General features: G+C 37.4%; 10 protein-coding genes and 4 tRNA genes. 3 read left to right on the forward strand and 11 right to left on the reverse strand.

Annotated elements, in window-relative coordinates; genetic code table 11:
* Positions 1 to 5 precede the first annotated feature (5 nt).
* From NQ163_RS14545 to NQ163_RS14585, 9 genes are all read right to left on the reverse strand, one after another.
* A complete protein-coding gene (locus NQ163_RS14545; RefSeq protein WP_268191049.1) occupies positions 6 to 1,211 on the reverse strand; it encodes an L-serine ammonia-lyase in 1,206 nt (401 codons plus the stop codon).
* Between the two features lie 107 nt (positions 1,212 to 1,318).
* Positions 1,319 to 1,393, reverse strand: a tRNA-Pro gene (locus tag NQ163_RS14550).
* Between the two features lie 57 nt (positions 1,394 to 1,450).
* Positions 1,451 to 1,525: transfer RNA gene (locus tag NQ163_RS14555), tRNA-Pro, on the reverse strand.
* Positions 1,526 to 1,588: 63 nt separating this feature from the next.
* Positions 1,589 to 1,663: transfer RNA gene (locus tag NQ163_RS14560), tRNA-Pro, on the reverse strand.
* A 9-nt stretch (positions 1,664 to 1,672) separates the two neighbouring features.
* Positions 1,673 to 1,761 (reverse strand) — tRNA-Ser (locus NQ163_RS14565).
* A gap of 197 nt (positions 1,762 to 1,958) precedes the next feature.
* A complete protein-coding gene (floA, locus tag NQ163_RS14570) occupies positions 1,959 to 2,939 on the reverse strand; it encodes a flotillin-like protein FloA (RefSeq protein ID WP_268191050.1) in 981 nt (326 codons plus the stop codon).
* A 10-nt stretch (positions 2,940 to 2,949) separates the two neighbouring features.
* Entirely contained in the window at positions 2,950 to 3,414 is a 465-nt protein-coding gene (locus NQ163_RS14575; RefSeq protein WP_268191052.1) for an NfeD family protein, read from the reverse strand.
* A gap of 18 nt (positions 3,415 to 3,432) precedes the next feature.
* The gene (locus tag NQ163_RS14580; protein WP_268191053.1) at positions 3,433 to 3,714 is read right to left on the reverse strand and encodes an ATP-dependent Clp protease adaptor ClpS; all 282 of its coding nucleotides are present in this window, start codon (positions 3,712 to 3,714) and stop codon (positions 3,433 to 3,435) included.
* An 11-nt stretch (positions 3,715 to 3,725) separates the two neighbouring features.
* The gene (locus tag NQ163_RS14585; protein WP_268191054.1) at positions 3,726 to 5,906 is read right to left on the reverse strand and encodes an SPOR domain-containing protein; all 2,181 of its coding nucleotides are present in this window, start codon (positions 5,904 to 5,906) and stop codon (positions 3,726 to 3,728) included.
* 352 nt (positions 5,907 to 6,258) lie between these two features.
* Between NQ163_RS14585 and bcp the strand changes: the two genes are divergently transcribed.
* The 3 genes from bcp to NQ163_RS14600 all read left to right on the forward strand — a co-directional run bounded on the left by bcp (position 6,259) and on the right by NQ163_RS14600 (position 10,187).
* Positions 6,259 to 6,726: a thioredoxin-dependent thiol peroxidase gene (gene bcp, locus NQ163_RS14590; RefSeq protein ID WP_268191055.1), complete on the forward strand. Its 468-nt coding sequence runs from the start codon at positions 6,259 to 6,261 to the stop codon at positions 6,724 to 6,726.
* 121 nt (positions 6,727 to 6,847) lie between these two features.
* Positions 6,848 to 7,864 (forward strand): recombinase RecA, encoded by a 1,017-nt coding sequence (gene recA, locus NQ163_RS14595; protein ID WP_268191056.1) that lies wholly within the window; start codon positions 6,848 to 6,850, stop codon positions 7,862 to 7,864.
* A 229-nt stretch (positions 7,865 to 8,093) separates the two neighbouring features.
* Complete coding sequence (locus tag NQ163_RS14600; protein ID WP_268191057.1) at positions 8,094 to 10,187, forward strand: S9 family peptidase; 2,094 nt, start codon at positions 8,094 to 8,096, stop codon at positions 10,185 to 10,187.
* Between the two features lie 202 nt (positions 10,188 to 10,389).
* On the opposite strand, the gene NQ163_RS14605 is transcribed toward NQ163_RS14600, so the two are convergent.
* Both NQ163_RS14605 and NQ163_RS14610 read right to left on the reverse strand, forming a co-directional pair.
* Positions 10,390 to 10,905: a hypothetical protein gene (locus tag NQ163_RS14605; protein WP_268191058.1), complete on the reverse strand. Its 516-nt coding sequence runs from the start codon at positions 10,903 to 10,905 to the stop codon at positions 10,390 to 10,392.
* A 29-nt stretch (positions 10,906 to 10,934) separates the two neighbouring features.
* Positions 10,935 to 11,681, reverse strand: coding sequence for a hypothetical protein (locus tag NQ163_RS14610; RefSeq protein WP_268191059.1), 747 nt, complete (start codon positions 11,679 to 11,681; stop codon positions 10,935 to 10,937).
* Positions 11,682 to 11,930: the final 249 nt, after the last annotated feature.

Below are 11,930 nucleotides of genomic sequence, written 5' to 3' on the forward strand. Positions count from 1 at the left end.
ATCTATTATCTATAGGTAAATCCTTTTAAACTAGCCAAACCTCCAAGCGAGGTTTCCTTGTAAGACAATGACAAATCCAAACCTGTTTTCATCATGGTTTCAGTTACCTGATCAAAACTAATCCTATGTCTTCCATCGGATAATAATGCGTAAGTATTGTGATTTAAAGCACGAGCTGCAGCAAATACGTTACGCTCGATACATGGAATTTGAACCAAGCCCAATACAGGATCACAAGTCAATCCCAAATGATGCTCCAAGCCCATTTCTGCTGAATACTCAATCTGGTAAATGGTTCCACCATGCAACTGAGTTGCCGCTCCCGAAGCCATTGCACAAGCTACACCAACCTCACCTTGACATCCTACTTCTGCACCAGAAATTGACGCATTGAATTTTACGATATTTCCAATTAATCCTGCCGTAGCTAAAGCTTTCAAAATATCCTTTTTCTTAAACTTGTAGAATTTTTTGTGATAATATAGAATTGCCGGCAAGACTCCACACGCTCCACATGTTGGCGCTGTTACAATAGTACCTCCTCCTGCATTCTCTTCTGATACCGCCAATGCATATGAATAAAGCATCGAACGCTTTCGCATTGGCCCACTATAGGTCTTTGCTTTTAAATGATACAAATGAGATTTACGAGGTAATTTTAAACCTCCTGGAAGTTCCCCTTCATTGTTCATACCTTTTTTAATGGCATTTCTCATGGCAGTCCAAACCTCATCCAAAAAACCCCAAATTTCTTCTCCCTCTCTTAACAAAACGTATTCCCAAAGTTGCTTTTCATTCTCTTTACACCACTCAAGAATAGCATCCATAGTAGTTAAATCGTAAATTGACTGTGAGGAATGTTCTGTTTTATCATCAACAATGGCACCGCCTCCAATACTATAAGCAGTCCATTCTTCTACAAGTTCCCCTGATTTATTAAAGGACTTTAACCTTAGTGCATTTGGATGTTTTTCCAGAAATTCTTTGGGTTTCCATATTAAATCAAGCTCTTTGCTCTTAAAAACCTCTTCGATAGCAACACCTGTAAGGTGTCCTTTCCCCGTTGCAGCAAGACTTCCAAATAGAGTTACCTCAAACTTATCATGACCAGAGTTTCTTTGCAGAAACTCTTCTGCTGCTTTTCTAGGTCCCATTGTATGGCTACTAGAAGGACCACAGCCAATTCTATATAATTCTTTAATCGATTCCATTTCTGTTGTTGTTTAGTTGCGCACAAATTTAATAAATGCAACGAAAGGAATTACAATTTTGGCAGGCATAAAAAAAGAGAAGTTCATAAATGAACTTCTCTTCTCAGTCGGGGTGGCAGGATTCGAACCTGCGACCTCCTGCTCCCAAAGCAGGCGCGATAACCGGGCTACGCTACACCCCGAAAATTCGGTATTTTTTTCAATAAATAGAGAAGTTTTTAACTCCTCAAGTTTTTCAGTCGGGGTGGCAGGATTCGAACCTGCGACCTCCTGCTCCCAAAGCAGGCGCGATAACCGGGCTACGCTACACCCCGAAAAACTGGGTACTCTTTTCGATAAAAAAAGAGAAGCTTTTAAACTCCTCTGAAAATTTTCGGTCGGGGTGGCAGGATTCGAACCTGCGACCTCCTGCTCCCAAAGCAGGCGCGATAACCGGGCTACGCTACACCCCGAAAACTTAGCGGAGAGAGGGGGATTCGAACCCCCGGTACCGATTGCTCAGTACGCCAGTTTAGCAAACTGGTGGTTTCAGCCACTCACCCACCTCTCCTGATTGCGGAAGCAAAAGTATGTAAAAATTTCTGATGTGCAAAATATTTTTTTCGCAATAATTCAAAGAATGCTCCAGCCCTGATTATAGTAAATTATAAATCAATGAGATTAGATTTTATTTTTTTTTGAAATATTTTTAAAAAAAGCCGAAAAGGAAACAATCCCTTTCGGCTTTTACTCAAAATTCAATGAATTTTATTTCTTCTTCCCTTTATCTTTAGGGTTTGCAATATTCTCTCTCATGCTTGTATCAGCTTCGATATTCTTCATACGATAGTAATCCATAATACCAAGCTGTCCATTTCTGAAAGCTTCAGCCATTGCTCTTGGTACCTCAGCTTCCGCCTCGATTACTTTAGCACGCATTTCCTGAGCCAATGCTTTATTTTCTTGTTCAGAAGCTACAGCCATTGCTCTACGTTCCTCTGCTTTTGCTTGTGCAATTTTCAAATCTGCTTCGGCCTGATCGGTTTGAAGAACTGCACCAATATTTTTACCTATATCAATATCTGCGATATCAATCGATAAAATTTCAAAAGCCGTTCCAGCATCTAGGCCTTTCTCTAATACAACTCTTGAAATAAAATCAGGATTCTCCAATACAGTTTTATGCGATTCACTGGATCCAATAGATGATACAATACCTTCACCTACACGAGCAAGAACCGTTTCCTCTCCTGCACCCCCAACCAATTGGCGAATGTTTGCACGAACAGTAACTCTTGCCTTTGCTATTAGCTGAATACCATCTTTAGAAACAGCTGTAACTGGAGGTGTATTAATTACCTTAGGAATTACACTCATTTGAACTGCTTCGTAAACATCACGACCAGCCAAATCAATAGCGGTAGCCATTTTAAAGCCAAGTTCAATATTTGCCTTAGAAGCCGACACCAATGCATGGGTAACCTGAGACACATGACCACCAGCTAAATAATGCGCTTCAAGTTCGTTTCGGTTAAGATCTAAACCAGCTTTTGTACTTTCAATCAATGCACTAACAATAACCTTTGGTGGAACCTTACGCCAACGCATAAAGATTAATTGAACCAGGGAAATTCTAACTCCTGATAACAGGGCAGAAAACCATAATGCAACTGGAATAAAGACGAAGAGAATATAAACTCCAACTCCTACAGCAGCAAATATTAAAACTATTGTACCAATTCCTTCCATTTGTATCTTTTTATATAGGTTTTACAATTACAATTTTATCCATTACGTCAATAACTACTACTTTGCTTTTTTCATCAATATAAGCACCTGTAGATTTTGCTTCGACAACTGTTTTATTAATTTTTATTTTTCCCATAGGTGCAAGTCGAGATAAACAGATTCCTTTATCACCTACATGTATTTTCTCTTCCTCTAGCTTTTCTACTTTTGAATCTATCTCTGCTTTCAGCATTATTTTATTCCATGTATTAGACTTTAAAGCCAACACCAAAGATATTCCACAGAAAATAATAGCAGCCAACACCGTTAAATGCCCAATGGTATTTCCATAATGATCATATGCCAAGTAAATCCCTCCACCAATCATTAATACACCACCTATTGCGGCCAATGTAATTCCTGGAATCACCAAAAATTCTAGTAACAAAAGAAGAACTCCTAATAGAATAAGTAATACAATAATTAAAGCTGTCATTAAATTCCAAATCTAAAATTATACAATTGTGACCTTTAATCCCTTCTTCGCCAAACCTTCTCTCATTGGTCTAATAACACTCATTTTTCCTTTTTTCACATCACACTTGCCTTTGTAATGCGTAATATATGCACACTGTTCTGCCTGTTCAGGATCATGATTGCAGATATCAACAAGTGCATCTACAACAAAATCGAAGGTGTGATAATCATCGTTATGCAAAAGCAAAGTGTTACGATTAATGATATCATCCAAAACCTCATTTTCCGCCCCCAAATATCCTTCATCGTAATTACTCATATCGTCATTTTTTATTGTCGAAGAATTTCCAATGCTTGTTGAATGGTAATTTTATCGCTTCCGGAATAAGCTACTGTAAATGCATCGCTTAATCCAGCTTCTCTAAGTTCCATTTTCAATTTACTAACTTTGCTATAAGAATCAAAGCTTCCAACCGTACAAATTGTATATCCTCTGTAATCATTGGCATATTCAATCTTATATTTCGAAAATGCTTTAAGTTTATCCTTCACATCTTGCGGAACCTCTTCCGCAAAAGCCCCCACCTGAACTTTGAATACAACTTCTCCACCATTAACCTTTACTGTCTTAGGTTTTTCAATTGGTTTTGATGTTGATTTTGCCACTACGGTAGGCTGATAATTTTGATCGGTTATTTTTATTGCCTGTGCAAGATTTGCTTTCCTACCATCCTTGTACGCAACTACAAATGCATTAGGGAACAACTGTCTGATTTCAGGAATAGCTGTTTTTGCAGAAGCAAATGTTGGATAATTTCCAACCATGTATTTATACAACTTGCCATTACCTGCCAATTCTTCCTTAACCGGATTTAAACCTTCAAAAAACTTAAGATCTCTTCTGCTTGAAAACACTCCCACTTGTAAATGATAAACATATCCTGCTATCACATTCTCCGATTTTTTTGGAAGCTCCTCCGAAGTCATTACCAAATGCTCACTCTTGTCTGATTGTGCAATAACATCCGTTTCTATAGTTCCAACAATATGCTTATTCAAATAATCCGATTCAATAGTCCTTGCCTGCATCATTTTTTGCTTGGCTTGATTTCCCAACTCGTACGATTTTTCTTCCAGGTTCGAAATCTGTTTGCTCAATCCGGCTTTTGTAGCTTCATTAGCATCTGCCAACTTTGTTCTCAAGTTTTCCGTTACACTATAAAGGCTATCCGAATTGAATTTATCATTTTTCGATTGCATGAAAATATTCTTTGCCTCATTCGATTTAAACTCCGTTAAGTAATGGTAGGTTAATTCTTCACTAATTTGAAAGTTAAAGTAAGGCAAATTAGCACTGGTAAATTTAGTTGTATACTTTATTTCAGAGGAAGCCATTTCAGCTGCAGGTTTTTCTGGCATAACATTTCCTCCTTTTTTTAGCACCGCCAATTCAGGCAGTGATTCCGCATTCATTACCACTTTTTGCTCTGGATATTCCGACATCTTAATTTTATAAATCGTCACATCCGTTTTCCCATTCTCACGGCTCGAAGCAAAGCAAGCAAACTCATCGTTTACATCCATTGCAAAAAAGAAATCATTAGAGGTTGAATTGATAGGAAAACCTAAACTCTCAGGTTCAGTCCAGGTATCGGTTATTTCGTTATATACCGATTTAAAAATATCAAATCCCCCCATACTTGCATGACCTTGAGAACAGAAGTATAATGTTCTGCCATCACCTGCCATATAAGGGTAAATTTCATCTAAACCTGTGTTCAAAGCAGTTAGTGCTTCCCATTCGCCCCAACCACCATTTTTTAAACGCTTGGCACGATACAAATCCCTGCCATTTTTCTTGTTTTTTCCATAGCTAGAGAAATATATGTATTGACCTTTATTTGCCAAACATGCCACATCCACATCTCCAGTTCCATCATATCTTGATTTGATACTCTTTGTTTTCTTTGACAATCTATCATCAAAACCATCAATTGTATAATAGCGGAAAAACTCTTGCTTATTAACTACTTTTTTATCTCGAACATCAATCACATAATATGAATTCACTAATGGCAAACCATTCTGGCACATCACGATCAATTGATCAATACCTGTAGATTTTTTCTTGTAATATTCCTGGAACTTTCTGTAGTAACGAATTGCCGAATTGAATTGATAATTCATATGAAAAGCACGCCCCAAATAATATGGGACTGATGCATTTACATTCTTGGTTGAAGCTATTTTAAGATGTTTAATTGCTTCAGAAACATTTTTATTCAGTTCCACCTGGCAAACTCCAAGGTAATAATTGTATTCCGGATCTTGAGGATATACATTCATGAGCTCCTGATACAAAGGCATTGCACTTTTGTAGTTCTCATCATCAAAAAAAGTAAAGGCTTCCTCTTCAATTTGCTGTTCGGTTTTTCCTCCGCTAAAGCTTTGGGCAAATGATATTTGGGCAATAAACAGAGCGATTAAAAGCAACGTGCTGCGTAATCTCATAGTTTTGTTCATAGAATTAATTTCTTGCTAAAAGATAATCCGAAATATTAATTATTTTATTTAAAGCCTGTCCATATCCCCTTCTCATAAACTCCCCTAAAACAAGGCCTACAATTATAAAAATATTAATATAGTAAATATTTATAACAAAGATAATATATAAAGTGTAAGTACGAAATAGCCAGAGAAAGATTGAATTAACAAAATATCAGAGCTTAATCTAAAAAAAAGATCCTTGATTTAATCCATTTCAGACACAATTTTTTTTAACTTCATGGGTTGATAACTTTAGTCGAATTAATTCGTTCGGATATTCGGATTAAGGTATATTTGTAATTCAAATTTCTGAAAAATGACACATTTAAAAGAAGGAGATAAAGCACCCGATTTCAAGGGATTAAACCAAGAAGAAAAAGAATTAAGCTTAACTGATTTTAAAGGCAAAAAACTAATTCTTTACTTCTATCCTAAAGATAATACACCTGGATGTACCGCGGAATCGTGTAATTTAAACGAAAATTACGATGCCCTTACAAATTTAGGTTTCGAAGTTGTTGGTGTTAGCCCCGACAAAATTGCATCGCATCAAAAATTCATTGCAAAACACAATTTGGCATTCAATTTAATTGCTGATACCGAAAAAGAAATTCTGGAAGCATATGGTGCCTGGGGAATGAAAAAATTATACGGAAGAGAATACATGGGAGTAATTAGAACTACTTTCGTGATTTCTGAAGAAGGTGTAATCGAAAAAATCTTTAAGAAAGTAAAGACCAAAGACCACACCAATCAGATTCTTTCTGAAATGGAATTAAAATAGCAATCAGCGAACAACTATCAGCAGTCAGCAAGAATGTAGGGGAAATTTCTCAGACTTAATGGCTGAAAGCTGAAAGCCGAGTGCTGAATGCTTTAAGGAAAAAATATTAAAAACACATATTATGAGCAAAGACATTGCAGAAATTAACAAGGAAAAGCTGAAAGCCCTTCAGTTAACCATGGAAAAAATAGACAAGACCTATGGAAAAGGTGCTATCATGAAAATGGGTGAAACAGAAATTGAAGATATTCCTTCAATTTCTTCCGGTTCACTTTCATTAAATATGGCATTGGGAGTTGGTGGATATCCTAAAGGTAGAATTATCGAAATATATGGTCCTGAATCTTCAGGTAAAACCACTTTGGCCATTCACGCAATTGCTGAATCGCAAAAAGCTGGGGGTATTTGTGCGATTATCGATGCAGAGCATGCTTTCGATCGTTTCTATGCTGAAAAATTAGGTGTAGATACTGAAAATCTATTGATCTCTCAGCCAGACAATGGTGAGCAGGCATTAGAAATTGCTGATCAATTGATCCGCTCATCGGCTATTGATTTGGTAGTTGTTGACTCGGTAGCTGCATTGACTCCAAAAGCAGAGATTGAAGGTGAAATGGGTGATTCAAAAATGGGTCTTCAGGCTCGTTTGATGTCGCAAGCATTGCGTAAGCTAACTGCGAACATCAACAAAACGAATACTACTTGTATTTTCATCAACCAGTTGCGTGAGAAGATTGGTGTAATGTTTGGTAATCCTGAAACAACAACCGGTGGTAACGCATTAAAATTCTATGCATCGGTTCGTTTGGATATTCGTAGAATTGGTCAGATTAAGGATGGCGACGAAGTAAACGGTAACCACACTCGTGTTAAGGTGATCAAGAACAAAGTTGCACCTCCATTCCGTAAGGCTGAATTCGATATCATGTACGGAGAAGGTATTTCTAAAACTGGTGAAATCATCGACTTGGGTGTTGACTACAACATCATTAAAAAGTCGGGTTCTTGGTTCTCGTATGGTGATACCAAACTAGGTCAAGGTCGCGAGGCTGTTAAAAACTTAATCAACGACAACCCAGAATTGGCTGAAGAATTGGAAAACAAGATTATTGATGCCATCAACAATCCGGCAGAATAAATTCTGATACCTATTATATAAGGAAAGGCTCTCGCAATGCGGGGGCCTTTTTTTTATGGACGAAGATTTTTACGATTGGATATGATTAGACTACACAAGCCAATCCCCTCAGAGACGCATGCCATGCATCTCTACTGTTTTATAAATTGATAATTCTTAATTGATAATTGTTCATTCTTCCTTACATTTACGGTGCTGAAAATTATACAAACAACAAATATCTACAATCATGACAAACAAGTACTTTTTGTTAGGATTGGCTTTTGTAGCAGGATTAACTTCTTGTGAGCAAAAAGCTAAAGAATCAAAAAACGATTCATCCTACAAAACTCCTGAAACCAAATTGGCTTCAGACGTTATGACTCCGGAGGTTTTATGGTCTTTCGGACGATTGGGTGGAGAAAGCATCTCGCCTGACGAAAAAACAGTTCTTTACGGAGTAACTTACTTCAACAAAGAAGAAGACAAATCGTACCGTGATTTATACACAGTGCCAGTAGCTGGTGGTGCGGCAACTCAAATTACCAACACAGCTGCCAAAGAGTGGGGCGAGCGTTGGACCAAAGATGGTAAAATTGCTTTCCTTTCTGCAGAAAGCGGAGCTGTTCAGGTATGGGAAATGAATGCCGATGGAACAGATCGCAAACAGTTAACCAATGTTGAAGGTGGAATTAACGATTTTAAATTCTCGCCAGACGAATTAAAAATTGTTTACTCGAAAGAGGTTAAGCTAAGAAAAGATGTACACGACAAGCATCCTGATTTGAAAAAAACCAACGGTAGAGTAATTACCGATGAGTTTTATCGCCATTGGGATCATTGGGTAGAAACTTACACTCACCTTTTTGTTGCCGATTTTAATCGCGCAAGCATGCTAAAAGGTGGTAAAGATATTATGGAAGGTGAACATTGGGAAGCTCCTGTGCGCCCTTGGGGTGGAATGGAACAGGTAGGCTGGACCGTTGATGGCAAAAACATTGCTTACTCTTCTCGCAAAAAATTTGGGGTAGAATATTCACTTTCTACAAACACCGATATCTATTTCTACAATGTAGAGTCGGGCGAAACCAAAAACATGACCAAAGGCATGATGGGTTACGATCAGAACATCGCATTCTCGCCTGACGGAAAGTACATGGCTTGGGAAAGCATGGAGCGCGATGGATACGAAGCCGATCAGATTCGTTTGTTCCTAATGGATCTTACCACTGGTGAGAAAAAATACATGACCAAAGGTTTCGATCAGAACGTGGGTCACCTTGCATGGACAAAAGACAGCAAGTCGATTTATTTCATTTCCGACTGGCATGCTACCGACGAGATTTACCGCATGGATATTGCCGACGGAAAGATTCACAAAATCACCGAAGGTGTTCACAACTACCAAACTGTTCATCCGCTTGGCGACAAATTGATTGCCAAGCGTGTATCGATGAGCAAGCCTGCAGAAATTTACAATGTTGATGCCAAAACTGGCGAAGCAAAAGAGATTTCATTCGTAAACAAGCACATTTTGGATCAGTTAACCCTTGCTACTGTTGAAAAACGTTGGGTAAAAACTACCGATAACAAGCAGATGTTGGTATGGGTAATCAAACCTCCACATTTCGACGAGAACAAAAAGTATCCTGCAGTTCTTTATTGCCAGGGTGGTCCGCAAGGAACAGTTTCTCAGTTCTGGAGCTACCGTTGGAATTTCCAAATGATGTCGGCTAATGGTTATGTGATTGTTGCTCCTAACCGCAGAGGCTTACCAGGTTTTGGTCAGGAATGGAACGAGCAGATTTCGGGTGATTACGGTGGACAGAATATGAAGGATTACCTATCGGCAATCGATAATGTAAAAGCTGAAAAGTATGTTGATGAAGATCGTTTGGCTTGCGTTGGTGCATCCTACGGTGGATTCTCAACTTTCTGGATGGCTGGTCACCACAACAAGCGCTTTAAGGCATTTATTGCACACGACGGAATGTTCAACCTTGAGGCTCAGTATTTGGAAACTGAAGAAATGTGGTTTGTAAACTGGGATCTTGGCGGTGCATACTGGGACAAAAAGAACAAGATTGCTCAGCGTTCATACGCGAACTCTCCACACAAATTTGTTGACAAGTGGGATACGCCAATCATGGTAATTCATGGTGAGAAAGACTACCGTATTGTAGCTTCTCAAGGCATGCAGGCATTTAATGCAGCTCGCCTAAGAGGCATTCCTGCAAAATATCTTTACTTCCCTGAAGAAAATCACTGGGTATTGGGTTGCCAAAACGGAATTTTATGGCAGCGCGAATTCGCTAGCTGGTTAGATCAATGGTTGAAAAAATAGATCTTAGAAATAAGATAACAGATAGAATCCCTGCCAATTTTGGTGGGGATTTTTTATCCTAATCTGTCAAGGGGTGACTTATTTGCATTGCGCTTATAGTCACCCCTTGATTTTTTGTATGAAATTAGGGCAGTGATTAATTTTTATTGAGAACCTCACTTGAAGTGAGAATCTCAACAGTTCTATCCTTCTATTCTCATCATTATAAAATCCGATCTAAATAGCTCCACTTATAGAAGATCAAATCTATTAGAAGGTAAATAAATATCACTCCAAACACCATTTTCCAATCTGCAATGACAAATTGATTCTCCTTTTCTCTTTTATAATTCTCGGCTTTTTGCGCCAAACCATATATTAACAACCCTAATGGAATCAACGCAAAATAAAGAAGGTACCCATAAGTTTTGCCAGACCTAAATAATTCTAACAAAACAATATTAATAGGATAAAACAACAGCATTAAGCCTGTAATCTTTTTCAAATAGAATTGTTTTTTTCCATCCATTATGGAATTTACACCAGCCCTTAAAAAAAACAGTCCCAAAATCAACTGTGAAACCAATGTTGTCATTGGAAACATTATATAGAATAACATCCCTGTGAAGTGATATGCATAAATTAAATTGATTGTATCATAAACCAAAAAACCACCTATCAAAACAAATATCCAATCAATAATTATTTCGGATGCACTTTTTCTTTTTATAATTTTCAAGAATACTTTCAAGTTCATATCGCAATAAATTACACCTCTTTCGCTTCCTCTCTCCTCTTCGCCCACATATTTCTGCGAGCTCTTATTTTCCTATTAATTTCTTTCAAATCGTTTTCTGCAATTCGTGCCAGTTTACCGTAATTATCAGGATCAAGTTTACGAAGAGTAAATAAGAAAGGAAGAATTTCCTCATTTAAGAAACGATGTACCTTTTGGGCCTGAGCCGTAGTCTGTATTCTTTCTTTTCGTTTTACTTTCTCATTCATACTTAAACTACGAGTTGTCATTAGCTGATTAAGCAAATCTCTTAAGCCAAGTAGAAACACTTTAAGACCATCTAAATTTTCTACTTCAGCTTTCAACTCACCTACCAATGTTACTTCCATTAGCTTTTGTAAACCCCATACTTTTTCTTCAATACTCAACTTGTGAGAATTAACACCAATGGCAACAATTTGCTTCCAAACTCTCTTTGCATCTTTTCTTTTAAACTCATCGGGGTGATGCAAATGCGATTTCACCAAATACTTTAAGCCCACAAACAAACTTGCAATTTGTTTATTCAACTCTCTTATGTCCCCTGTAAAAGTACCTTTTCGGGATTTCCCAAAAGAATCCCTAAGCATAATGCTTTGCTCATCTAATTCTTCAAGTCTGTTAAGAAATTGCTCTTCTGCATCTATTTCCTCTCCTTTCCAAAAGTCAACAATTGTTCTGGCAATCTCTCTTACTTCTGTTGCTTTGGCGTGAGCCAATAACTGCTGATTTTTATTCATCTTCTCTTGTAAATTATTATCAATCTTTAAGATAAAATATTTTTTACAATTAATTATCAGTTAAACGTTTTGATTTATTCATTTTTATATTTTGTTATTTACTATTCCCTTTCGAATTTTTAATTTACCCTTTGTATTATTTAGATTTCCTTATCGTTTATTTATTTTTTACAAGTATTGCCAGGCTTTTAAGCATTAAAACTCACTTTTCCTGACCAATCAGTTAAAAATCCCTAAGTTTGCAGAAAA

This window comes from Marinifilum sp. D737, from assembly GCF_026672275.1.
Lineage (GTDB): Bacteria > Bacteroidota > Bacteroidia > Bacteroidales > Marinifilaceae > Marinifilum.

Excerpts from the sequence above, each read along its gene's own strand:
- NQ163_RS14545 (WP_268191049.1), bottom strand. The coding sequence starts at position 1,211 with ATGGAATCGATTAAAGAATTATATAGAATTGGCTGTGGTCCTTCTAGT.
- floA (WP_268191050.1), bottom strand. The coding sequence starts at position 2,939 with ATGGAAGGAATTGGTACAATAGTTTTAATATTTGCTGCTGTAGGAGTT.
- NQ163_RS14575 (WP_268191052.1), bottom strand. The coding sequence starts at position 3,414 with ATGACAGCTTTAATTATTGTATTACTTATTCTATTAGGAGTTCTTCTT.
- NQ163_RS14580 (WP_268191053.1), bottom strand. The coding sequence starts at position 3,714 with ATGAGTAATTACGATGAAGGATATTTGGGGGCGGAAAATGAGGTTTTG.
- NQ163_RS14585 (WP_268191054.1), bottom strand. The coding sequence starts at position 5,906 with ATGAGATTACGCAGCACGTTGCTTTTAATCGCTCTGTTTATTGCCCAA.
- bcp (WP_268191055.1), top strand. The coding sequence starts at position 6,259 with ATGACACATTTAAAAGAAGGAGATAAAGCACCCGATTTCAAGGGATTA.
- recA (WP_268191056.1), top strand. The coding sequence starts at position 6,848 with ATGAGCAAAGACATTGCAGAAATTAACAAGGAAAAGCTGAAAGCCCTT.
- NQ163_RS14600 (WP_268191057.1), top strand. The coding sequence starts at position 8,094 with ATGACAAACAAGTACTTTTTGTTAGGATTGGCTTTTGTAGCAGGATTA.
- NQ163_RS14610 (WP_268191059.1), bottom strand. The coding sequence starts at position 11,681 with ATGAATAAAAATCAGCAGTTATTGGCTCACGCCAAAGCAACAGAAGTA.